The following is a 21721-nucleotide window of genomic DNA, read 5'->3' as shown; positions in this document are numbered from 1 at the left end:
TGTCGATGTGACGCATCCCCCCGGTTGGCCGGTGTGCGAGCATGAATGGAACAGGCAAGCGCTCGGCCCGGAATGAATCCGCGGTCCCGACGGTTGCAACGTCGGCAAGCAGTCTCCGTACAACCCGGGAGAGAAGCAGATGTCCGTATCGGACGAGACCACCACCGTGAGCGACGGCATCCTCCTGTCCGACGCCGCCGCAGCCAAGGTCAAGGGCCTGCTGGAGCAGGAAGGCCGTGACGACCTGGCGCTGCGCGTCGCCGTCCAGCCCGGCGGCTGCTCGGGCCTGCGCTACCAGCTCTTCTTCGACGAGCGTTCGCTCGACGGCGACGTCGTGAAGGACTTCGGCGGCGTCAAGGTCGTCACCGACCGGATGAGCGCTCCGTACCTGGGCGGCGCCTCCGTCGACTTCGTCGACACCATCGAGAAGCAGGGCTTCACGATCGACAACCCGAACGCCACGGGCTCCTGCGCCTGCGGCGACTCCTTCAGCTAAGCCCTGAAGGCGGCGGCGGAACACCACGACGGCGGCGGTCCCGGAATCCGGGGCCGCCGCCGTCGTCGTCGTACGCAGGGGCAGGCGTCAGGCGCGGGGCACATCGCCGCCCGACGCCGCGTCGACCACTGTCCGGTCACCGAGCGGCGCGTCCAGCGTCACCGTCCGGGTCAGCTCCTTGGCGATCATGATGCAGACCTTCTTCTCGGCCGGCTTCGATTCCGTCACCGTCACCCGCACCCTGTTCCCGTCCTCGGTCGCGCTCGCCGCGTACGTACTGCACACCCCGCCCCAGAACGTCACCGACAGGGTCCGTCCGTCGGCGCTGTACGACAGGATCTGCCGCTGGGACTTCTCCGTATCCCCCGGGGGCGGGGTCGTCGCCGACGGTGCGTCCTTCGCCAGATACGTGGGGTCCACGGCGATCTGCGACACGGTGTCACCCGTGCCGCCCGCGGCCGGCCGCACCGAGAAGAGCCAGGACGGTACGAGCGTCTGCTTTCCCGCCACGTACTGCTTGGCCAGTCCGAACACCGCCTTGTCGACCGTCACGGTCGTCGTCGTCCGCTCCGCCCCGGTCCGCGCCCCGCAGTGGACCCCCGGCGACTTCAGGCCATCCTGCAGCGGTACGGGAGTGGCGCACCCGCCGACGTCCGGGCGCCCGTCCGTCCGGGACGCCGCCCCGTTCAGCTGCTTCAGCGCCTCGCCCGCACTGATCGCCGGATAGCTGTCGCCCTTCTCCAGGCCCTTCAACTGCCCGCTGCCGCCGACCACTTCACCGCCCGAACCCACCTGGATCCCGGTCGACCAGCCGTAGGTGGGAAGGCCGTCCACCACCGGGTCGGCGTTCACCACCCGTACCGAACCCATGAGTTGGCGGGCGTCGAGGGCGGCGTCGTCCTGCCCCACCGCCTTGAGGACCGGTGCCGCGGCAGCCCTGGCAGCGCTCTCGCTCACCGGAGCGCCGCTGCCGCCCGGGGCCGTTTTCTTGCTCGAACAGACCGTGGCGCTCTCGCAGTTGTCCGTACCGCCGGAGCCGTACCGGGCGAAGCTCCAGGTGCCCGGGGCCTGCTTGTTCACCCGGAGGACCGGGCCCGAGCCGTCCCCGTCGGACCCCACCTTCCAGGACGTGCCCTCCGCCCGCGGCGTGCCCTGCACACCCAGCGCCTTCGCCAGCCGGGCCACCTCCGTCGCGGAGACAGTCCCCTCCGCGCGCTGCACCGCGGCCGTACGCGGCCCCTCGGGCAGCTTGCCGGACGCGCGGTAGACCACCTGGCCGCCGTGCGGATCCGGCTCGCCCGGCGCGATGCCCTGCGAGGACCCGTCGGGCGCCGTCGGGTCACCCGCGCGCTCGTCCAGGGCCAGCGGGGGAGGGGTGCGCTCCCCGCTGCCCGCCGCGCTCTCGCCGCCTTCCCCGTCCGCGGCGGTCGCGGCCCAGTACGCACCGCCGCCCCCAGCCAGCAGTACAGCTGCCGCCACCGCGGCCACGGCGAGCGGCGAACGCCGCCGGGGGCCGGTCACGTCGTTGTCGGGTCGCTCGGTGCTCACCGGATCGCTCCTTCGCCTGCATCGCCGTCACAGGCCGTCACCGGGCCTGCCGTCCGTCCCGCGGGTGGGGACAACGGTGGGACGGGGCACAGGAGCGCACGGTTCCCTCAGGGGGCGTCGGACGCGATCGGTGCCGGTCTCAGTCGCCGTATTCGGACATGGCGTCGATCAGCCGGGCGGAGGCGGCGGGCACGGTAACCCCGTGAATCAGGGACGGCGCCACCCGAACGGGGGCAGACTTCGCGGGGACCACCCAGTGCGGAGCCATCCGCGCGCAGTCACCGCGCAGCTCGGCCAGGCTGATCTCGGACTCGCGTGTGGCGATGTGGTTCGGCATATCCGCACCGTAGGCACCGCACGGCTAAGGAAGAAAGCCCTACTATCGGGTAGTTTTCCCCCCTTCAGGGTGAGTGCGGGAAACGGGTAGCGTGAACTGTCACGCCGCCCCGGGAACGCAGTCACCCGTTCCCCCCGATCTCCACAGGAGCAGTCTCCCCGTGCGAATCGCAGTCACCGGCTCCATCGCCACCGATCACCTCATGACCTTCCCCGGCCGTTTCGCCGACCAGCTGGTCGCGGATCAGCTGCACACGGTCTCGCTCTCCTTCCTGGTCGACAACCTCGACGTGCGCCGGGGCGGTGTCGCCGCCAATATCTGCTTCGGCATGGGCCTGCTGGGCACGAGCCCGATCCTGGTCGGTGCCGCGGGCTCCGACTTCGACGAGTACCGCGCCTGGCTCGACCGCCACGGCGTCGACACCGGTTCGGTCCGGATCTCCGAGGTCCTGCACACCGCCCGTTTCGTCTGCACGACGGATGCCGACCACAACCAGATCGGCTCCTTCTACACGGGCGCGATGAGCGAGGCCCGGCTCATCGAGCTGAAGGCCGTCGCCGACCGCGTCGGCGGCCTCGACCTCGTCTCGATCGGTGCCGACGACCCCGAGGGCATGCTCCGCCACACCGAGGAGTGCCGCACCCGCGGAATCCCGTTCGCCGCGGACTTCTCGCAGCAGATCGCCCGGATGGACGGCGACGAGATCCGGATCCTGCTCGACGGCGCCACGTACCTCTTCTCCAACGAGTACGAGAAGGGGCTCATCGAGTCCAAGACCGGCTGGAGCGACGAGGAGATCCTGTCCAAGGTCGGCCACCGGGTCACCACGCTCGGCGCCCGCGGTGTCCGGATCGAGCGGGTCGGCCAGGAGGCCATCGAGGTCGGCTGCCCGGAGGAGGAGACCAAGGCCGACCCGACCGGCGTCGGCGACGCCTTCCGGGCCGGTTTCCTCTCCGGTCTCGCCTGGGGCGTCGGCCTGGAGCGCGCCGCCCAGGTCGGCTGCATGCTCGCCACCCTGGTCATCGAGACGGTCGGCACCCAGGAGTACACCCTGCGCCGCGCCCACTTCATGGACCGCTTCACCAAGGCGTACGGCCACGACGCCGCCGCCGAGGTCCGCACGCACCTGGGCTGATCCGAAGAGGAACCTCAGGTCAGCCGGCGGACCACATAGGCCGAGCCACGGTCCGCCGGCTCCTCGCCCACGTACTCCTGCTCGCGCATCGCGCACCAGGCCGGGATGTCCAGGCGCGCCGCCTCGTCGTCGGAGAGCACGGTCACCGTCCCGCCCAGCGGTACCTCCCCGATCACCTTGGCGAGCTCGATCACAGGGATCGGGCAGCGCTTCCCGAGGGTGTCGACCACCAGGGACGCGACCGCGGCGGCCTCCCGGGGCGCCGAAACGGGCGCCCCCAGCCTCTCCCGCACCTCTGCCACCACCCGGGGCAGCACGTCCAGGAAACGGTCGACCTCCTCGACCGTGGTGCCGGTCGGCAGCGAAACCCGTACGTTCCCCTCCGACAGCACCCCCATCGCCCTGAGCACATGGCTCGGCGTCAGCGTGCTGCTGGTGCAGGACGAACCGGATGATACGGAGAATTCGGCCCGGTCCAGATCATGGAGCAGTGTCTCTCCGTCGACATAGAGACAGGAGAAGGTCACCAGATGCGGCAGCCGCCGCACCGGGTCACCGACCACCTCCACATCGGGCACCAGCTGCGGCACCCGGGCCCGGATGCGGTCCACCAGGGCCCGCAGCCGTACGGACTCCGCCGCCGCCTCCGCCCGCACCGCCCGCAGCGATGCCGCCGCGGCCACGATCGCCGGAAGGTTCTCGAACCCCGCGGCCCGCCCCGACTCCCGCTCGTCGGCCGGTCCTTGAACCGCGAACCGCACTCCCTTGCGTACCGCCAGCAGCCCGACCCCCGAGGGCCCGCCCCACTTGTGCGCGCTGGCCGCCAGCAGCGACCAGCCGTCCGGCACCGGTCCCCAGCCCAGTGACTGCGCGGCGTCCACCAGCAGCGGCACCCCCGCCGCCCGGCAGACCTCCGCGACCTCGGCAACCGGCTGCTCGGTGCCGACCTCGTGATTGGCGGACTGCAGACAGGCCAGCGCGGTGTCCTCGCACAGCGCCTCCCCGTACGCCGCCGCACTCACCGCCCCCGACCGGTCCACCGCGACCTCGGAGACCGATCCGCCCTGCGCCTCATGGGCGGCGGCCGAATGGAGTACCGACGAGTGCTCGACCGCGGAGACGACCAGATGGCGGCCGACACGCCGACGCCCCGCGAGAGCCCCGGAAATTCCGGAGTGCACCGCCCGCGTCCCCGAAGGAGTGAACGTGAGCTCGTCCGGACGGCACCCGACGGCCTCCGCGGCGGCCTCCCGGGCCGCGTCCAGCAACAGCCGGGCCCGCCGCCCCTCGCGGTAGAGCCTGGCCGGGTCGGCCCAGCCCTCGTCCAGCGCGGCAAGCAGCGCCTGGCGGGCGACGGGGTGCAGGGGAGCGGAGGATGCGGCGTCGAAGTAGGGCACACGGCCACGCTAGCCCGCGCCGGGCCCGCACCCGGGGACGGGCCGCCCGCCCAGCCAGGATAGGGGGCGTCAGATGGCGGCCGGAGGCCCGTATTCCACCCCTTCGGGGTGTCGGACGGCGCGTTGGGCACCCTCCCCGCGCGACCCCAAATAGCGTCCAGTAGGGTTTGGTCCGCATAAACATCCAAACCCCTGCCCGCGTCAGGGCGGCGACCGACCAGAGACACGGCCGCGCCGACCGCGCGGGCGAGACTCTCGGGAAGGCGCTACGTGAGTCCCAACGGCTCCGACCGCTCGTCGCGGCGCCCGATGCGGCGGAAGCTGCCGCAGGTGCTGACTGCGGGCCTGATCCTGGCGACCGCCACCGGTTGCACATACAAGGACTTTCCCCGCCTTGGTATGCCCACGCCGGTAACGGAAGAGGCACCACGGATCCTTTCCCTCTGGCAGGGCTCGTGGGCGGCAGCGCTCGCCACGGGCGTGCTGGTCTGGGGCCTGATCCTGTGGAGCGTCATCTTCCACCGGCGCAGCCGCACCAAGATCGAGGTTCCTACGCAGACCCGGTACAACATGCCCATCGAGGCGCTGTACACCGTGGTCCCTCTGATCATCGTCTCGGTGTTGTTCTACTTCACCGCGCGCGATGAATCGAAGCTCCTCACGCTCTCCCCGAAGCCTGCCCACACCATCAACGTGGTCGGCTACCAGTGGAGCTGGGGCTTCAACTACATCGAGAACGTGGACGGTTCCACCGCCACGGGCAACGAGATCCCCAAGGAACTCGACGCCATCCCGGACAGGTTCCGGAAGGACTTCCCCAAGGGTGCGGACGGCGTCTACGACTTCGGCATCCCGGGAACCCGGAACCCGCAGAACGGCAACCCGGGTCCGACCCTGTGGCTGCCGAAGGGCGAGAAGGTCCGCTTCGTTCTGACTTCGCGTGACGTCATCCACTCCTTCTGGGTGGTGCCGTTCCTCATGAAGCAGGACGTCATTCCGGGCCACACCAACGCCTTCGAGGTGACTCCCAACCAGGAGGGCACCTTCATGGGCAAGTGCGCCGAGCTCTGCGGCGCCGACCACTCCCGGATGCTCTTCAACGTCAAGGTCGTCTCCCCGGAGCGCTACCAGGCGCACCTCAAGGAGCTGGCGAAGAAGGGCCAGACGGGCTACGTGCCGGCCGGCATCGAGCAGACTGACCCGGCCAGGAATGCGGAGACGAACAAACTGTGAGCATCCTCAACGAACCTCAGGGTGCCGCGGCAGCAGACGACTCGTACGAGGACGAGCTGCCGGTCCGGCGGAAGCAGCCGGGAAACGTCGTCATCAAGTGGTTGACCACCACTGACCACAAGACGATCGGCACGATGTACCTGGTCACATCGTTCGCGTTCTTCTGCATCGGCGGTCTGATGGCGCTCTTCATGCGCGCCGAACTGGCCCGTCCCGGCACGCAGATCATGTCGAACGAGCAGTTCAACCAGGCGTTCACGATGCACGGCACGATCATGCTGCTGATGTTCGCGACGCCGCTGTTCGCCGGATTCGCGAACTGGATCATGCCGCTGCAGATCGGCGCGCCCGATGTGGCGTTCCCGCGGCTGAACATGTTCGCGTACTGGCTGTACCTCTTCGGCTCGATCATCGCGGTGGCCGGGTTCCTCACCCCGCAGGGTGCGGCCGACTTCGGCTGGTTCGCCTACTCCCCGCTCTCGGACGCCGTCCGGTCGCCGGGTGTCGGCGCCGACATGTGGATCATGGGTCTGGCCTTCTCCGGCTTCGGCACGATCCTCGGTTCGGTCAACTTCATCACCACGATCATCTGCATGCGCGCCCCCGGCATGACGATGTTCCGCATGCCGATCTTCGTCTGGAACGTCCTGCTGACCGGTGTGCTGGTCCTGCTGGCCTTCCCGGTCCTCGCCGCCGCGCTCTTCGCGCTGGAGGCGGACCGCAAGTTCGGTGCGCATGTATTCGACGCGGCCAATGGCGGCGCATTGCTCTGGCAACACCTCTTCTGGTTCTTCGGCCATCCAGAGGTGTACATCATTGCCTTGCCATTCTTCGGAATCATTTCCGAAGTGATCCCGGTGTTCAGCCGAAAGCCGATGTTCGGCTACATCGGTCTGATCAGCGCGACGATCGCCATCGCAGGCCTCTCCGTGACCGTGTGGGCGCACCACATGTACGTCACCGGCGGTGTGCTGTTGCCGTTCTTCTCGTTCATGACATTCCTCATCGCGGTACCGACCGGTGTGAAGTTCTTCAACTGGATCGGCACGATGTGGAAGGGATCGCTGTCCTTCGAGACACCGATGCTCTGGGCCGTCGGCTTCCTGATCACCTTCACCTTCGGTGGTCTGACCGGCGTGATCCTGGCGTCGCCCCCGATGGACTTCCACGTCTCGGACTCGTACTTCGTCGTCGCGCACTTCCACTACGTCATCTTCGGCACCGTGGTCTTCGCGATGTTCTCCGGATTCCACTTCTGGTGGCCGAAGTTCACCGGCAAGATGCTGGACGAGCGGCTCGGCAAGATCACGTTCTGGACGCTGTTCGTGGGCTTCCACGGCACGTTCCTGGTGCAGCACTGGCTGGGTGCCGAGGGCATGCCGCGTCGTTACGCGGACTACCTCGCCGCAGACGGCTTCACCGCGCTGAACACGATCTCGACGATCTCCTCGTTCCTGCTCGGCCTGTCGATGCTGCCGTTCTTCTACAACGTGTGGAAGACCGCCAAGTACGGCAAGAAGGTCGAGGTCGACGACCCGTGGGGCTACGGCCGTTCGCTGGAGTGGGCGACCTCCTGCCCGCCGCCGCGGCACAACTTCCTCACGCTGCCGCGGATCCGTTCCGAATCCCCGGCGTTCGACCTGCACCACCCGGAGATCGCGGCGCTCGAGCAGCTGGAGCACCACTCCGCGGATGACAAGGCCCTCGCTGGTGGCAAGGAGGCCGGTAAGTGAAGATCCAGGGCAAGATGTTCCTCTGGCTGAGCTTCTTCATCCTCGCCATGGCCATCACGTACGGCGTGTGGTCGAAGGAGCCGGCCGGTACCACCGCGCTCGTCCTGGCCTTCGGCCTGAGCGTCATGATCGGCTTCTACCTGGCCTTCACGGCGCAGCGGGTCGACGCCTTGGCTCAGGACAACAAGGAAGCCGATGTCGCGGACGAGGCCGGCGAGGTGGGGTTCTTCTCCCCGCACAGCTGGCAGCCGCTCTCGCTGGCCGTCGGTGGCGCCCTCGCCTTCCTGGGCATCATCTTCGGCTGGTGGCTGCTCTACTTCTCGGCCCCGATCATCCTGATCGGCCTGTTCGGCTGGGTCTTCGAGTACTACCGCGGTGAGAACCGCACCCAGTAACAGCGCGTCACCGCTCCACCTGACGGGGGGCCTGTACTTCTCCACCAAAAGAAGTACAGGCCCCCCGTTTGCAGTCACATTGCGCGCTAATAGGGATGAATCTTCATAGCGTGTGTTCATGAACACCACGCCGCGCTTTCGCCCCGTAGTGAGCTGCACTCTGCTGGTCGTGACCCTGGTCGCAGGTGTGACCGCCTGCGGAGGGTCCAATGGCCACCCGCTCGCGGCGAAACCGTACGACGCGGCGGACGAGATCTCCTCCAACGTGCCCGAGGGCGACGGGAAGGTCGACTCCGACAAGCCGCTCGAAGTCACTGTCGACGGCGACGACGGCCGGATCACGGACGTGACGGCCGTGGACACGATCGGACGCCATCTGGCGGGTGAACTCGACGCCGACGGGGCGCGCTGGCACTCCACCTCCCCGCTCGCCGCCGGCGCCCGCTACACCGTGCACGTCAGCATGGAGGACAGCGATGGCGCCCCGGGCAGCCGCACGCTCTCCTTCGAGACCGCCTCCGCCAAGGCCAAGAAGCTCCTGAAGGTCACCTTCGGCCCTCAGGCGGGCACCTACGGCGTCGGACAGCCCGTCACAGCGGAACTCAGCGCTCCGGTCAAGGACAAGGCGTCCAGGGCCATCGTGGAGCGCGCCCTGCGGGTCCGCTCCACGCCCGCCGTGACTGGCTCCTGGTACTGGGTCGACGACAAGATCCTGCACTACCGCCCCAAGGACTACTGGCCCGCCGGGGCCACCATCGACGTCACCAGCGGCCTGGCGGGCATCAAGGTCACCGACACGCTGTACGGAGCCCCCACGAAGGCGCTGAAGCTCACCACGGGCGACCGTGTCGAGGCCATCACCGACGCCGCCGCGCACACGATGACCGTCAAGCGCAACGGGAAAGTGATCAACACCATTCCGGTGACCACCGGCAAGCCCGGCTTCTCCACCCGAAACGGCGTCAAGGTCGTGCTGAGCAAGGAGTACTCCGTACGCATGCGCGGAGAGACCATCGGCATCTCGGAGAATTCCGACGACGGGTACGACCTGTTGGTCTACTACGCGACCCGCGTCACCTGGAGCGGCGAGTACGTGCACGCGGCCCCCTGGTCCACCGGCTCGCAGGGGTACGAGAACGTCAGCCACGGCTGTACGGGCATGAGCACCAGCCTGGCCGAGTGGTTCTACAACACCGTGCGCACGGGCGACATCGTCCAGGTCGTCGGCAGCCAGGGCGAGACGATGACGCCGTTCGACAACGGCTACGGCGACTGGAACCTGTCCTGGGCCAAATGGCAGCAGGGCAGCGCCCTGCAGAAGAACGCCACCCCGGACCGCACGGACACGATCCAGGCGGCGCGACTGCGCCCCGAGGTCTGACCGGCCCGGGGAGTGCGCTGCCCCTCAGCGGGACTGCAGACGAAACCGCGGCAGGTCTCAGGCGTCCACGCAGTCCCTGCTGCGCAGCAGAGCGGCCAGGGCGTCCGCGAACCCGGCCGGTTCGACCGGCAGGGTCACCGCGGCGTCCGCACGGCTCCAGGTGGCCAGCCAGGCGTCCTGCGGGCGCCCGATCAGCAGCAGCACGGGCGGGCAGTGGAAGATCTCGTCCTTGATCTGCCGGCAGACGCCCATGCCGCCCGCGGGCGCCGTCTCGCCGTCCAGTACACAGACATCGATGCCGCCGTTGTCCAGCGCGTCCAGGACGGCGGGCAGGGTGGCGCATTCGAGGAACTCCACCGGTGGCACATCGGCCGCGGGCCTGCGCCCGGCTGCCAGCCTCACCTGCTCACGGGTGTTGGCGTCGTCGCTGTAGACCAGGACCGTGGCGGTCGGCTGCATTGTTCCTCCGTGACATCTGTGTCTTCGGGGCTTTCCGGGCATGAACCGATGCGCGGATCGTACTCTGCCCGATGGCCTGTCAGCACCGCTCGGGACAGCGGATTCATGGGCCGTTCGGGGAGGGCACACCCTGTTGACACACCGAACGGCACCCCCCGGAGTGAGGGCGGGATAAGGGACCGACATAATGTCGGTCGTGGCGACAGCAACGACAGTAGAAACCGGGCACGCGCACCCGTCGGTCAATCGACCGAACCTCACCAGCGTCGGAACCATCATCTGGTTGAGTTCCGAGCTGATGTTCTTCGCGGCCCTCTTCGCGATGTACTTCACTCTGCGATCGGTGATGGGACCGGACCACTGGAAGGAAATGGCTTCGGCCCTGAACTTCCCGTTCTCGGCGACGAACACCACGATCCTGGTGCTCTCCTCACTCACCTGCCAGCTCGGCGTCTTCGCCGCGGAGCGGGGCGACGTGAAGAAGCTCCGTACCTGGTTCATGATCACTTTCGTGATGGGTGCGATCTTCATCGGAGGCCAGGTCTTCGAGTACACCGAGCTGGTGAAGAAGGACGGCCTCTCGCTGTCCTCCGATCCGTACGGCTCGGTGTTCTACTTGACGACCGGCTTCCACGGGCTGCACGTGACAGGCGGTCTCATCGCCTTCCTGCTCGTTCTGGGCAGGACATACGCAGCCAAGAGGTTCACCCATGAACAGGCGACCGCTGCCATCGTCGTGTCCTATTACTGGCACTTCGTCGATGTCGTGTGGATCGGCCTCTTCGCCACGATCTACATGATCAAGTAACCGGGCTCGAACCCGAACCACATCCAGCATCGACGCAGAAGATCCTGACACCGGGGTAATCCGTGAAAAAGCTCTCCGCACGACGACGCCATCCGTTGGCGGCGGTCGTCGTACTACTCCTCGCGCTGGCGGCCACTGGGGGGCTGTACGCCGCGTTTGCGCCCGCGAGTAAGGCGCAGGCCGACGACACCGCCCAGTCCCTCGCCATCGATGAGGGCAAGAAGCTGTACTCCGTCGGTTGCGCCAGCTGCCACGGAACCGGCGGTCAGGGCACCACCGACGGGCCGAGCCTGGTCGGCGTGGGCTCCGCCGCCGTGGACTTCCAGGTCGGTACGGGCCGTATGCCGGCGCAGCAGCCGGGTGCCCAGGTACCGAAGAAGAAGGTCATCTACAGCCAGGCCGAGATCGACCAGCTCGCGGCTTACGTCGCGTCGCTCGGCGCCGGTCCGATCGTTCCGACCAAGAACCAGGTCAGCCCTGACGGTGCGGACATCGCCAAGGGTGGCGACCTGTTCCGTACCAACTGCGCGCAGTGCCACAACTTCACTGGCGAGGGTGGTGCGCTGACGAACGGCAAGTACGCGCCCAGCCTTGAAGGCGTGGACCCGAAGCACGTCTACGAGGCCATGCAGACCGGCCCGCAGAGCATGCCGTCCTTCCCGGACACGACGATGCCCGAGCAGCAGAAGCGGGACATCATCGCGTACGTCCAGACCGTGAACGGCGCCCAGTCCGAGAGCCCGGGTGGCCTCAAGCTGGGTGGCCTGGGGCCGGTCAGCGAAGGCTTGTTCGCCTGGATCTTCGGGCTCGGCGCACTGATCGCAGTTGCCATTTGGGTCGCGGCCCACACCGCTAAGGCCAAGAAGTCATGAGTAGCCAAGAGATTCCAGACGAGAACCTGCCCGCTGAGCAGGACACCGCGCACGGCGCGGTAGAGGTCGCGGACGACCCGTTCGCCGACCCGGGGCTGCCGGCCCACAAGCCGCGCATCCAGGACATCGACGAACGGGCCGCGAAGCGCTCCGAGCGCGCCGTCGCGTTCATGTTCACGCTGTCCATGCTGGCGACGATCGGCTTCATCGCCTCGTACGTCATCTTCCCGGTCGACAAGATCGTGTACATCTGGCCCTTCGGCCATGTGAGCGCGCTCAACTTCTCCCTGGGTCTGACCCTGGGCGTGGCCCTCTTCGCGATCGGTGCCGGTGCCGTCCACTGGGCGCGCACCCTGATGTCCGACGTGGAGGTCGCCGACGACCGGCACGCCATCGAGGCCGAGCCCGAGGTCAAGGCGAAGGTTCTCGCAGACTTCGCGGCAGGTGCCGAGGAGTCCGCGTTCGGCCGGCGCAAGCTGATCCGGAACACCATGTTCGGTGCGCTGGCCCTGGTGCCGCTCGCCGGTGTGGTGCTGCTGCGCGACCTCGGTCCGCTGCCGGAGAAGAAGCTCCGCAGCACCCTGTGGGCCAAGGGCAAGCAGCTCATCAACATGAACACGATGGAGCCGCTGCGTCCCGAGGACGTCGCCGTCGGTTCGCTGACCTTCGCCATGCCCGAGGGCCTGGCGGAGGACGCGGAGGACTTCCAGAACCAGATCGCCAAGTCCGCGCTGATGATCATCCGTATCCAGCCGGAGAACATCAAGGACAAGCGCGAGCGCGAGTGGGCCCACGAGGGAATCGTGGCCTTCTCCAAGATCTGCACCCACGTCGGCTGCCCGATCAGCCTGTACGAGCAGCAGACGCATCACGTGCTCTGCCCGTGCCACCAGTCCACCTTCGACCTCTCCGACGGCGCCCGCGTCATCTTCGGTCCGGCCGGTCACGCCCTTCCGCAGCTGCGGATCGGTGTGAACAGCGAGGGCAACCTCGAGGCGCTCGGTGACTTCGAAGAGCCCGTCGGTCCTGCATTCTGGGAGCGCGGATGAGTACTGCGACCACGAACACATCCGGTGCTGCCGCACCGGGCAATCGCAAGGCGCCCGCCGGCGAGCGGGTGGCCGACTGGGCGGACGGCCGGCTCGGGATCTACTCCCTGGCCAAGTCCAACATGCGCAAGATCTTCCCGGACCACTGGTCCTTCATGCTCGGTGAGATCGCCCTCTACAGCTTCATCATCATCATCCTCACGGGTGTGTATCTGACGCTGTTCTTCCACCCGAGCATGAACGAAGTCGTGTACCACGGCTCGTACGAGCCGATGCAGGGCATCCGGATGTCCGAGGCATACGCCTCGACGCTGGACATCAGCTTCGACGTCCGCGGTGGTCTGCTGGTTCGCCAGATCCACCACTGGGCCGCGCTGATCTTCCTGGCCGGCATGTTCGTGCACATGATGCGCGTCTTCTTCACGGGTGCGTTCCGCAAGCCGCGTGAGATCAACTGGCTGTTCGGCTTCCTGCTGTTCGTGCTGGGTATGTTCACCGGCTTCACCGGCTACTCGCTCCCGGACGACCTGCTGTCCGGTACGGGTGTCCGCTTCACCCAGGGCGCGATCCTGTCGACGCCCATCGTCGGCACGTACATCTCGATGTTCCTGTTCGGCGGAGAGTTCCCCGGCCACGACTTCGTCGCCCGGTTCTACTCGATCCACATCCTGCTGCTGCCGGGCATCATGCTCGGCCTGCTGGTGGCGCACCTGATCCTGGTCTTCTACCACAAGCACACGCAGTTCGCGGGTCCCGGCCGCACCAACAAGAACGTCGTCGGCATGCCGCTGCTGCCGGTGTACATGGCGAAGGCCGGAGGTTTCTTCTTCCTGGTCTTCGGCATCATCGCCATCATCGCGGCGATCGCGTCGATCAACCCGATCTGGGCCATCGGCCCGTACCGCCCGGACCAGGTGTCCACCGGCGCCCAGCCCGACTGGTACATGGGCTTCGCCGAGGGTCTGATCCGAGTGATGCCGGGCTGGGAGATCAACCTCTGGGGTCACACGCTCGTCCTGGGCGTGTTCATCCCGCTGATGGCCTTCGGACTGGTACTCGCGATCATCGCGGTCTACCCGTTCATCGAGTCCTGGGTCACCGGGGACAAGCGCGAGCACCACATCCTGGACCGCCCGCGCAACGCCCCGACCCGGACCGCCTTCGGCGTCGCCTGGATCACCGAGTACGTCATCGTCTTCATCGGCGGTGGCAACGACCTGTGGGCCACGCACTTCCACCTGTCGCTGAACGCCATCTCCTGGTTCGTCCGGATCTTCATCTTCGTGGGCCCGGTCATCGCGTTCATCGCCACCAGGCGGATCTGCCTCGGCCTCCAGCGCCGCGACAAGGAGAAGGTGCTGCACGGGCGCGAGTCCGGCATCATCAAGCGCCTGCCGCACGGTGAGTTCGTCGAGATCCACGAGCCGCTCAGCCCCGAGCAGCTGCACACGCTCACCGCGCACGAGCAGTACAAGCCGGTCGAGATCGGCCCGACGGTCGACGAGAACGGTGTCGAGCGCAAGGTGCCCGCACTGCAGAAGCTGCGGGCCAGGCTCAGCAAGGGCTACTACGGCGAAAACAACCAGATCGCCAAGCCCACCACCGAGGAGTACAAGGAGATCACCAGCAGCCACGGTCACCACTGATCGCCTGAACTGATCGCCACAGCTGGAGCCCCGTCCATCCGATGGACGGGGCTCTTTGCTGTCCATGGCGCTCGATAGGGTGGGGGCAACCTCTTTTATCGGCTGTGGACCCCCAGGAGCGGACCATGAACGTTGTGACCCCGGTCGGCGGCGACAGCGTGGCGGACCGTTCCTGGCCCGGCGTGCTGAACCCGCTGCTGCGCGGCGAGAACCTGACCGCGGACGACACCGCGTGGGCGATGGACCGCATCATGAGCGGTGAGGCGACCGATGTGCAGATCGCCGGTTTCGCGGTGGCCCTGCGCGCCAAGGGCGAGACGGTCGACGAGGTGTCCGGCCTGGTGCGCGCGATGTACGAGCACGCCAACACCATCCACGTACCCGGTCGCACGGTCGACATCGTCGGCACCGGCGGCGACCTCGCCAAGACGGTCAACATCTCCACGATGTCGGCGATCGTCATCGCGGGTACGGGCGCCAAGGTCGTCAAGCACGGCAACCGCGCCTCCTCGTCGGCGAGCGGTTCCTCCGATGTGCTGGAGAAGCTGGGCGTCAATCTGGACATCAGCGCGCAGCGGGTCGTCGAAGTGGCCGAGGAGGCGGGCATCACCTTCTGCTTCGCGGTGAAGTTCCACCCCGCCCTGCGCTACGCCGCCAGGGCCCGCAAGGAGCTCGGCGCCCCGACGACGTTCAACATCCTCGGGCCGCTCACCAACCCGGCCAACGTGCGCTCCCAGGCCGTCGGCGTCGCCGACCTGCGAATGGCGCCCATCGTCGCCGGTGTCCTCGCCGAGCGAGGCAATTCGGCGCTGGTCCTGCGCGGCGACGACGGCCTGGACGAGCTGGCGACGACCGCGACCTCGCGCGTCTGGGTGGTCCGGGACGGATCGGTGCGCGAGGAGGCGTTCGACCCGCGCGACGTCGGTCTGGAGCTCGTGCCGGCGCAGGCGCTGCGTGGCGCCGACGCCTCGTACAACGCCGATGTGGCCCGCCGGGTGCTGGCCGGCGAGCGAGGCCCCGTACGGGAGGCCGTGCTGCTCAACTCGGCGGCGGCGCTGGTCGCGCTGGACCCGACGGACGGCACGCTGAACGAGCAGCTCGCCGCCGGGATCGCGAAGGCCGCCGAGTCCATCGACTCGGGGGCGGCCCGGCAGGTGCTGGAGCGCTGGGTGGCGGTCAGCAACGCCTGACCGGACGGAATGTGACGCAGGGCGCGGTCCAGATCTTGGACCGCGCCTTGCGCGTCGACGTACGTATGGCAGGATGCTGAGCAGGTCATGAGTGACAGCGACTACGGCCCCGGCCCGCTGTCCGGCAACCCTCCGTCCGTGGCGGGGTGCCCCGGGTGAAGACCAGGCCGTAGGCAGCGAGGTCTGCGGCAAGCGCGGGCCCCTCGGCATCTGTGAATGCCAGCCCCCGGGGTCCTGGTCCCTAGGGAGTCTCTTGTGAGCAAGCGAATGCGATAGGGCTTCTCGGCCCTCCTCCGCACACCCTTTTCTCTTTCTGCTGCGCTGCCGCGTATCCGCCGGCGCATGCAATTCGCCTGCCTGTTACGGGAGTTCGCCATGTCTGTCTTCACCGCTGCCGCCGACCGGTCGCTTTGTGCCCCTCTGCCGGTTCTGGGTAAGGATGTAACGGTTCCGCTGGTCACGGGCGGTGAAGTCACGTACGCCGCCCTCGACTACGCCGCCAGCGCGCCGGCCCTGCAGCGCGTCTGGGACGACGTCGCCGCGTACGCCCCGTACTACGGCAGCGTCCACCGCGGCGCCGGGTACCTCTCGCAGCTCTCCACGGACCTCTTCGAGAACAGCCGCGCGACCGTCGCAGAGTTCCTCGGCTGCCGTGCCGACGACCAGGTGATCTTCACCCGCTCGACCACCGACTCCCTCAACCTGCTGGCCGCCGTCGTCCCCGCCGACTGTCAGGTCTTCGTGTACGAGACCGAGCACCACGCCTCGCTGCTGCCATGGCGCGACGCCCGGGTGACCTACCTGAACGCCCCGCGCACCCCGGCCCAGGCCGTCGAGACGCTGGAGCGGGCGCTCGCCGACCGTGACCCCTACGGCCCCGCGCTGGTCTGCGTCACCGGCGCCTCCAACGTCACCGGCGAACTGTGGCCGGTCAAGGAGCTGGCGGCCGCCGCGCACGCGCACGGTGCCCGGATCGTGCTGGACGCCGCGCAGCTCGCCCCGCACCACCCCGTCGACATCACCGAGCTGGACGTCGACTGGGTCGCCTTCTCCGGACACAAGCTGTACGCGCCGTTCGGCTCGGGTGTGCTCGCGGGCCGGGCCGACTGGCTGCAGGACGCCGAACCGTACCTGGCCGGCGGCGGCGCCTCGCGCAAGGTCGCCCGCCGCACCGACGGCGGTGTGGACGTCGAGTGGCACTCCACCGCCGCCCGCCACGAGGCCGGTTCCCCCAACGTCATCGGCGTGTACTCCATCGCCTCCGCCTGCAAGGCGCTGACCGAGGCGGGCTTCGACAACCTGGTCGCCCGGGAGCAGCACCTCGTCACCGCGGTCCGGGCCGGACTCGCCGACGTCCCCGAGGTGAAGGTGCTCTCGCTGTTCGGCGACGACGCCCCGCGGGTCGGCGTCATCTCCTTCGTGGTGGAGGGCTGGAACAGCTCGCACTTCGCCGCCGCGCTCTCCGCCGAGTACGGCATCGGGGTCCGCGACGGACTGTTCTGCGCCCACCCGCTGGTCCGCACCCTGCTGGGCAGCGACCCGCAGGAGGTCGGCGAGTGCGGCGCGCCGGAGGCCGAGCCGGGCGAGCGCTCACTGAACGCGATCCGGGTGAGCTTCGGGGCCGGTACGCCGGACGAGCACATCGAGCGATTCGTCCGCGCGGTCAAGGAGCTGGTGAGCAAGGGCGCCCAGTGGAAGTACCGCACCGAGGACGGCCGCTGCGTCCCGGACCGGGGCGCGGCGCAGCTCTGACGGCACGTAGCACTTCGGCGGGGGACGGGCAGCCGAGCCCGTCCCCCGCCGAAGTGCTACGCCGTAGTAAGGGGCGTACCTACGCGTCGAGGCCGATGGCGAAGGCGGCCTCCAGGTCGTGCTGCGAGTACGTACGGAAGGCCACATGCGTATCCGTGGCCTCGACGCCGGGGATCTTGCTGATCCGGCCGGGGATGACGTCCGCCAGATCATCGTGCTTGGCCACCCGGACCATGGCGATCAGGTCGTACGTACCGGTGACCGAGAAGACTTCGCTGACGCAGTCCAGCGCGGCGATGGCCTCGGCGATCTCGGGGATCCGGTCCACGCTGGTTTTGATGAGCACGATCGCGGTGATCACGGCTGGCTTTCTCCCTCGGTGGCCGTGGCTGGAGACTTCACTCTATCCGTACGCCGGTAACGCCCCCAGGCGTAGAGGAAGCCGAGGGCGAAGCCGACCACATGGGCCAGATAGGCCACGCCGGGGCCCCCGCTGCCCGCGCCCTGGACCGCCAGCCACTGCAGGACGAACCAGAAGATCAGCACGATCCAGGCGGGGAAGCGCAGCGGCAGGAAGAAGAGGAACGGAAACAGGCTGGTGACCCGGGCCCTGGGGAACAGGTACAGGAACGCCCCGAGCACCGCCGAGATCGCCCCCGACGCGCCGACGAGCGTCTGGTCGGACGTGGCGTGCGCGGCCGCGTAGGCGACCAGGGCGAGATAGCCGCAGCCGAGATAGAAGAAGGTGAACTCGGCATGGCCCATGCGCTCCTCGGCCATCGCGCCGAACACGTACAGGAAGAGCATGTTGCCGAGCAGATGCAGCCAGCTGCCGTGCACGAAGAGGGCGGTGAGCGGGGTGAGCAGGGGGTGTGCGGAGCCGTTCCACAGCTCGCTCGGGATCACGCCCCAGCGTTCGAAGTACCCGGCCTGGGCGGCGAGCAGGGCGTCGGGGCCGCCGGAGGGCGGGTTGAAGCCGGAGAGCGGGCTGATCAGGAAGACCAGACAGCACAGGGCGATCAGGGCATGGGTCACCGGCGGTCCGCCGGAGGTGACCGTCCGTAGTAGCCCGCTGGTGAATCTGCCGGCCGCAGCCCGCCGATCGATCATGAACAGAGCATGACGCAAGCGGAGGGAACGGGACAGACCGCCTCGCCGTGTCAGGGGGACGCGGCGAGGCCGTAGGGTTACGGCAGGACATCCGCAGTTCGACGGCGCACCGCGAGATCCTTGAAGCAGACGTCACGAGGCTCGACGAAAGAGGACGCACGATGACGACGGTTCCCCAGCCGACCGACGTGACCCGCTGGCGCTGCACGCTCTGCGGGAATCTCACGCGGTTCGACGTGACGCGATCCTCCAAGGTCATCGAATACGTCCATCTCGACCTGGCCGGGGAGTCCACCGTCGAGGAACGCGAGGTGGTCAGTGAGACCATCGAGTCGGTGCGCTGTCGTTGGTGCAATGCGGTGGATCAGATCGAACTGGTGGACAGGCCGGGTGCCGACTCCTGACGGGGCCGTGCGGACAGACGATTTGGGGTGACGGATGGTGGAGCAGCCCGCTAGCGGCGCCGAGTCGGCCGAGCCGGCCGACGACGCCGTCGAGGCGCTCGACCGCCCGCTGCCCGAAGGCGTACGGCGACGGGTCGTCGCGCTGGTCTCGGACGCGTTCGGCGGCCTGACGGTCACCGAACTCCCGGCCCAGCTGAGGCAGTACGCCCGATTCACCCCGACCCGGCGTGCCAAGTTCGCCGGGAACGCGATGGCCGCCGCCCTGGAGGGCGACGCGCTGTTCCGGCAGCGCATCGGCGAACGGCTCAGGGAGGCGCAGCCGGAGCTGACGGCCGCGCTGGAGGCCGGTTCGCCGCCCGCCGCCGCCGACCCCGTCGATGTGGCCGCCGCGGCCTATGTGCTGCGCCCGGCCGGCTGGGTGAAGCTGGTCACCGCCGCCGGCGAGGAGGCCCAGCGGGCCGATGCCGAGCGCGTCGACGAGGAGAGCCGCCGCGAGCTGGAACGGCTGCGCGAGGAGCTCGCCCAGGCCCGCTCCCAGACGAAGAGCGAGACCGAACGGCTCCGCAGCGAGCTGGACGCGGCCCGCAAGGAAGCCGAATCCGTCCAGCGCAAACTGCGCAGTGCCGTCAACGAGGTCAAGCGCGGCGAGGCCGCGTTGCGCCGCAGCCGGGCCGAGATCGACGCCGTACGGTCCGAGGCGGCCGCCCAGGTCTCCGCGGCCGAGAGCGAGACCCGTCGGCTCAAGGCGCGGCTCGGTGAGGCCGAGGCGTCCGTCGAGGCGGGCCGCAGGGCCGCCAGGGAGGGCCGCTCGGTCGAGGACATGCGGCTGCGGCTGCTGCTGGACACGGTGCTCGACGCGGCCCGCGGGCTCCGTCGTGAACTGGCCCTGCCGCCCTCGTCGATCCGCCCCGCGGACAGTGCCGACGCGGTCGAGCCCGGCAGGATGTCGCCCAAGGACATTGCCGCCAGGGCCCTTTCGGAGACCGATCCGGCCCTGCTCGACCAGTTGCTCGCGCTGCCGCAGGCGCATCTGATCGTGGACGGCTACAACGTCACCAAGACCGGCTATCCGCAGTTGCCGCTGGAGAAGCAGCGGCTGAGGCTGCTGGGCGGCCTCGCGGTCCTCGCGGCGCAGACCGGCGCCGAGATGACCTGTGTCTTCGACGGGGCCGAACTGGCCGCCCCGGTGCTGCTCGCACCGCCGCGCGGGGTCCGGGTGCTGTTCAGCAAGCCCGGTGTGACCGCCGATGAGCTCATCCGTCAGCTGGCGCGCGCCGAACCGCCGGGCCGGCCGGTCGTGGTGGTCTCCACCGACCGCGAAGTCGCCGACGGAGTGGCGAAGGCGGGCGCCAGGCCCGTTGCGTCCGTCTTGCTCCTGAAGCGCCTTTCGCGCGTCTAGTGACACTTGTCGGGAGTCGGCGGAAATTGGAGAACGGACCGTCAAGTCGCCGCTACACCCTGTGTGCTGTGGGTAAAGAAGTACCTCCTGTGACGAGATTTTTCTCGTGAGGATTTGAACTGATCACAAGATGGTCACTAGGGTCAGGCCTCGAACCTTCGCGCGGTTGATCACCCATCCGGGGTGACGGCGAAGGAACCGCCGAGTCCGTGACATGCACGGAGCCGGGGATTTCAGTCCCCCACAGCCCGGTAGGCGGCTCGAGGAAGAAGGAGCTCGCCTTCGTGGCGTCCCACCGTCGTCCCAAGCAGCCGAGCCGCACCCGCGTGACCGTGCTCACCGCGACCGCCGCCGCGGCCGTGGCCCTGACCTCCCAGGCGGCCCACGCCGACCCCAAGCCCTCCAAGAGCGAGGTCAAGGCGAAGGTCGACAAGCTCTACCACGAGGCGGAGAAGGCCACCGAGCAGTACAACGGGGCCAAGGAGCAGCAGCAGAAGCTGGAGAAGGAAGTCGGCGCGCTGCAGGACAAGGTGGCCCGCGGCCAGGAGGAGATCAACACGCTCCGCGGCGGCCTCGGTTCGCTCGCCGCCGCGCAGTACCGCTCCGGTGGCATAGACCCGTCGGTCCAGCTCTTCCTCGCGTCGAACCCGGACAGCTTCCTCGACGAGGCCTCGGCCCTCGACCAGTTGACGGCCAAGCAGACCGAGTCGCTGGAGAAGATCCAGGAGAAGCAGCGGGCCCTCGCGCAGGAGCGCAAGGAGGCCCAGGACAAGCTCGGTGACCTCGCGGACGTCCGCAAGACGCTCGGCGAGAAGAAGAAGAAGTTCCAGGGCAAGCTCGCCGATGCGCAGCGGCTGCTCAACACGCTGACCGCCGCCGAGCGCGAGAAGATGCGCCAGGACGACCTGCGCGCCAGCCGTGCCGCCGGCGACCGGGTCGACCTCGGCAACGAGGTCCCCGCCTCGGCCCTCGGCGCCGCCGCCCTCCAGGCCGCCTCCACCCAGCAGGGCAAGCCGTATGTCTCCGGGGGCACCGGCCCCAACTCCTTCGACTGCTCGGGCCTGACCCAGTGGGCCTACGCCCAGGCCGGCGCCCACATCACCCGCACCACGTACACCCAGATCAACGACGGCCGCCAGATCGGGCGCAGCGCGCTGAAGCCGGGCGACCTGGTCTTCTTCAACAACACCTCGCACGTGGCCCTTTACGCGGGCAACAACACCGTCCTGCACGCCCCGAAGCCGGGCGCGGTCGTCCGCTACGAGTCGATGAACACCATCGGCACCTTCCAGGTCGGCGTGCGCATCTGACGACGCCCGAACGGGCGAATTCCCGCGCCCGCACAGACAGTCCGCCCCGCCGGAGACCACAGGTCAC

General features: G+C 68.5%; 21 protein-coding genes and 1 riboswitch. Of the genes, 15 read left to right on the top strand and 6 right to left on the bottom strand.

Annotated elements, in window-relative coordinates; all coding sequences use genetic code 11:
* Positions 1 to 139: 139 nt before the first annotated feature.
* Positions 140 to 496 (top strand): iron-sulfur cluster assembly accessory protein, encoded by a 357-nt coding sequence (locus tag ACGFU7_RS02140; RefSeq protein WP_024488899.1) that lies wholly within the window; start codon positions 140 to 142, stop codon positions 494 to 496.
* An 87-nt stretch (positions 497 to 583) separates the two neighbouring features.
* Here ACGFU7_RS02140 and ACGFU7_RS02135 read toward each other — a convergent pair whose 3' ends face one another.
* Entirely contained in the window at positions 584 to 2044 is a 1461-nt protein-coding gene (locus ACGFU7_RS02135; protein WP_393691376.1) for a hypothetical protein, read from the bottom strand.
* A gap of 139 nt (positions 2045 to 2183) precedes the next feature.
* Complete coding sequence (locus ACGFU7_RS02130) at positions 2184 to 2381, bottom strand: hypothetical protein (RefSeq protein ID WP_393691374.1); 198 nt, start codon at positions 2379 to 2381, stop codon at positions 2184 to 2186.
* A gap of 160 nt (positions 2382 to 2541) precedes the next feature.
* Between ACGFU7_RS02130 and ACGFU7_RS02125 the strand changes: the two genes are divergently transcribed.
* Positions 2542 to 3516: a carbohydrate kinase family protein gene (locus ACGFU7_RS02125; protein WP_393691372.1), complete on the top strand. Its 975-nt coding sequence runs from the start codon at positions 2542 to 2544 to the stop codon at positions 3514 to 3516.
* 14 nt (positions 3517 to 3530) lie between these two features.
* Here ACGFU7_RS02125 and ACGFU7_RS02120 read toward each other — a convergent pair whose 3' ends face one another.
* Positions 3531 to 4913, bottom strand: coding sequence for a cysteine desulfurase/sulfurtransferase TusA family protein (locus tag ACGFU7_RS02120; protein WP_393691370.1), 1383 nt, complete (start codon positions 4911 to 4913; stop codon positions 3531 to 3533).
* 270 nt (positions 4914 to 5183) lie between these two features.
* On the opposite strand from ACGFU7_RS02120, the gene coxB reads away from it, so the two are divergent.
* The 4 genes from coxB to ACGFU7_RS02100 all read left to right on the top strand — a co-directional run bounded on the left by coxB (position 5184) and on the right by ACGFU7_RS02100 (position 9655).
* Positions 5184 to 6146: a cytochrome c oxidase subunit II gene (coxB, locus tag ACGFU7_RS02115; protein ID WP_393691368.1), complete on the top strand. Its 963-nt coding sequence runs from the start codon at positions 5184 to 5186 to the stop codon at positions 6144 to 6146.
* The gene (gene ctaD, locus ACGFU7_RS02110) at positions 6143 to 7879 is read left to right on the top strand and encodes a cytochrome c oxidase subunit I (RefSeq protein ID WP_383971177.1); all 1737 of its coding nucleotides are present in this window, start codon (positions 6143 to 6145) and stop codon (positions 7877 to 7879) included. Before coxB ends, ctaD begins: the two co-directional genes overlap by 4 nt.
* Positions 7876 to 8274 carry a cytochrome c oxidase subunit 4 gene (locus tag ACGFU7_RS02105; protein ID WP_393691366.1) on the top strand — a complete coding sequence of 133 codons (399 nt, stop codon included), beginning with the start codon at positions 7876 to 7878 and terminating at the stop codon, positions 8272 to 8274. Before ctaD ends, ACGFU7_RS02105 begins: the two co-directional genes overlap by 4 nt.
* Positions 8275 to 8392: 118 nt before the next feature.
* Positions 8393 to 9655, top strand: a complete 1263-nt coding sequence (locus tag ACGFU7_RS02100) for an Ig-like domain-containing protein (protein WP_393691364.1) — start codon at positions 8393 to 8395, stop codon at positions 9653 to 9655.
* 57 nt (positions 9656 to 9712) lie between these two features.
* Here ACGFU7_RS02100 and ACGFU7_RS02095 read toward each other — a convergent pair whose 3' ends face one another.
* Positions 9713 to 10114: a hypothetical protein gene (locus ACGFU7_RS02095; protein WP_393691362.1), complete on the bottom strand. Its 402-nt coding sequence runs from the start codon at positions 10112 to 10114 to the stop codon at positions 9713 to 9715.
* 187 nt (positions 10115 to 10301) lie between these two features.
* Here ACGFU7_RS02095 and ACGFU7_RS02090 point away from each other — a divergent pair, with 187 nt between their 5' ends.
* From ACGFU7_RS02090 to ACGFU7_RS02065, 6 genes are all read left to right on the top strand, one after another.
* The gene (locus ACGFU7_RS02090) at positions 10302 to 10922 is read left to right on the top strand and encodes a heme-copper oxidase subunit III (protein ID WP_393691360.1); all 621 of its coding nucleotides are present in this window, start codon (positions 10302 to 10304) and stop codon (positions 10920 to 10922) included.
* 62 nt (positions 10923 to 10984) lie between these two features.
* Positions 10985 to 11794 carry a c-type cytochrome gene (locus tag ACGFU7_RS02085; protein WP_393691358.1) on the top strand — a complete coding sequence of 270 codons (810 nt, stop codon included), beginning with the start codon at positions 10985 to 10987 and terminating at the stop codon, positions 11792 to 11794.
* Positions 11791 to 12843: a Rieske 2Fe-2S domain-containing protein gene (locus ACGFU7_RS02080; protein ID WP_393691356.1), complete on the top strand. Its 1053-nt coding sequence runs from the start codon at positions 11791 to 11793 to the stop codon at positions 12841 to 12843. Before ACGFU7_RS02085 ends, ACGFU7_RS02080 begins: the two co-directional genes overlap by 4 nt.
* Positions 12840 to 14489: a cytochrome bc complex cytochrome b subunit gene (locus ACGFU7_RS02075; RefSeq protein ID WP_393691354.1), complete on the top strand. Its 1650-nt coding sequence runs from the start codon at positions 12840 to 12842 to the stop codon at positions 14487 to 14489. The genes ACGFU7_RS02080 and ACGFU7_RS02075 overlap by 4 nt, the downstream gene beginning before the upstream one ends.
* A gap of 125 nt (positions 14490 to 14614) precedes the next feature.
* Complete coding sequence (gene trpD / locus ACGFU7_RS02070; protein ID WP_393691352.1) at positions 14615 to 15679, top strand: anthranilate phosphoribosyltransferase; 1065 nt, start codon at positions 14615 to 14617, stop codon at positions 15677 to 15679.
* Between the two features lie 83 nt (positions 15680 to 15762).
* A riboswitch (SAM riboswitch) is annotated at positions 15763 to 15880 on the top strand.
* A 174-nt stretch (positions 15881 to 16054) separates the two neighbouring features.
* Complete coding sequence (locus ACGFU7_RS02065) at positions 16055 to 17431, top strand: aminotransferase class V-fold PLP-dependent enzyme (RefSeq protein WP_393691350.1); 1377 nt, start codon at positions 16055 to 16057, stop codon at positions 17429 to 17431.
* A 79-nt stretch (positions 17432 to 17510) separates the two neighbouring features.
* On the opposite strand, the gene ACGFU7_RS02060 is transcribed toward ACGFU7_RS02065, so the two are convergent.
* Positions 17511 to 17792 (bottom strand): Lrp/AsnC family transcriptional regulator, encoded by a 282-nt coding sequence (locus ACGFU7_RS02060; RefSeq protein WP_393691348.1) that lies wholly within the window; start codon positions 17790 to 17792, stop codon positions 17511 to 17513.
* Complete coding sequence (locus ACGFU7_RS02055) at positions 17789 to 18541, bottom strand: rhomboid family intramembrane serine protease (protein ID WP_393691346.1); 753 nt, start codon at positions 18539 to 18541, stop codon at positions 17789 to 17791. Before ACGFU7_RS02055 ends, ACGFU7_RS02060 begins: the two co-directional genes overlap by 4 nt.
* Before the next feature lie 161 nt (positions 18542 to 18702).
* On the opposite strand from ACGFU7_RS02055, the gene ACGFU7_RS02050 reads away from it, so the two are divergent.
* The 3 genes from ACGFU7_RS02050 to ACGFU7_RS02040 all read left to right on the top strand — a co-directional run bounded on the left by ACGFU7_RS02050 (position 18703) and on the right by ACGFU7_RS02040 (position 21654).
* Positions 18703 to 18945, top strand: coding sequence for a hypothetical protein (locus ACGFU7_RS02050; protein WP_393691344.1), 243 nt, complete (start codon positions 18703 to 18705; stop codon positions 18943 to 18945).
* 37 nt (positions 18946 to 18982) lie between these two features.
* On the top strand, positions 18983 to 20344 hold the full coding sequence (locus ACGFU7_RS02045; protein WP_393691832.1) for an NYN domain-containing protein: 1362 nt from the start codon (positions 18983 to 18985) through the stop codon (positions 20342 to 20344).
* 284 nt (positions 20345 to 20628) lie between these two features.
* The gene (locus tag ACGFU7_RS02040) at positions 20629 to 21654 is read left to right on the top strand and encodes an NlpC/P60 family protein (protein ID WP_393691342.1); all 1026 of its coding nucleotides are present in this window, start codon (positions 20629 to 20631) and stop codon (positions 21652 to 21654) included.
* The last annotated feature ends 67 nt before the right edge of the window (positions 21655 to 21721 follow it).

The sequence above is a fragment of the Streptomyces sp. NPDC048473 genome, from assembly GCF_043200155.1.
Taxonomy (GTDB): domain Bacteria; phylum Actinomycetota; class Actinomycetes; order Streptomycetales; family Streptomycetaceae; genus Streptomyces.
Note: the sequence above shows the minus strand (reverse complement) of the source record. Positions and strands in the feature narration are given on the sequence as shown.

Excerpts from the sequence above, each read along its gene's own strand:
- ACGFU7_RS02050 (WP_393691344.1), top strand. The coding sequence starts at position 18,703 with ATGACGACGGTTCCCCAGCCGACCGACGTGACCCGCTGGCGCTGCACG.
- ACGFU7_RS02130 (WP_393691374.1), bottom strand. The coding sequence starts at position 2,381 with ATGCCGAACCACATCGCCACACGCGAGTCCGAGATCAGCCTGGCCGAG.
- trpD (WP_393691352.1), top strand. The coding sequence starts at position 14,615 with ATGAACGTTGTGACCCCGGTCGGCGGCGACAGCGTGGCGGACCGTTCC.
- ACGFU7_RS02065 (WP_393691350.1), top strand. The coding sequence starts at position 16,055 with ATGTCTGTCTTCACCGCTGCCGCCGACCGGTCGCTTTGTGCCCCTCTG.
- ACGFU7_RS02095 (WP_393691362.1), bottom strand. The coding sequence starts at position 10,114 with ATGCAGCCGACCGCCACGGTCCTGGTCTACAGCGACGACGCCAACACC.
- ACGFU7_RS02090 (WP_393691360.1), top strand. The coding sequence starts at position 10,302 with ATGTCGGTCGTGGCGACAGCAACGACAGTAGAAACCGGGCACGCGCAC.
- ACGFU7_RS02100 (WP_393691364.1), top strand. The coding sequence starts at position 8,393 with ATGAACACCACGCCGCGCTTTCGCCCCGTAGTGAGCTGCACTCTGCTG.
- ACGFU7_RS02075 (WP_393691354.1), top strand. The coding sequence starts at position 12,840 with ATGAGTACTGCGACCACGAACACATCCGGTGCTGCCGCACCGGGCAAT.
- ACGFU7_RS02140 (WP_024488899.1), top strand. The coding sequence starts at position 140 with ATGTCCGTATCGGACGAGACCACCACCGTGAGCGACGGCATCCTCCTG.
- ACGFU7_RS02080 (WP_393691356.1), top strand. The coding sequence starts at position 11,791 with ATGAGTAGCCAAGAGATTCCAGACGAGAACCTGCCCGCTGAGCAGGAC.
- ACGFU7_RS02055 (WP_393691346.1), bottom strand. The coding sequence starts at position 18,541 with ATGATCGATCGGCGGGCTGCGGCCGGCAGATTCACCAGCGGGCTACTA.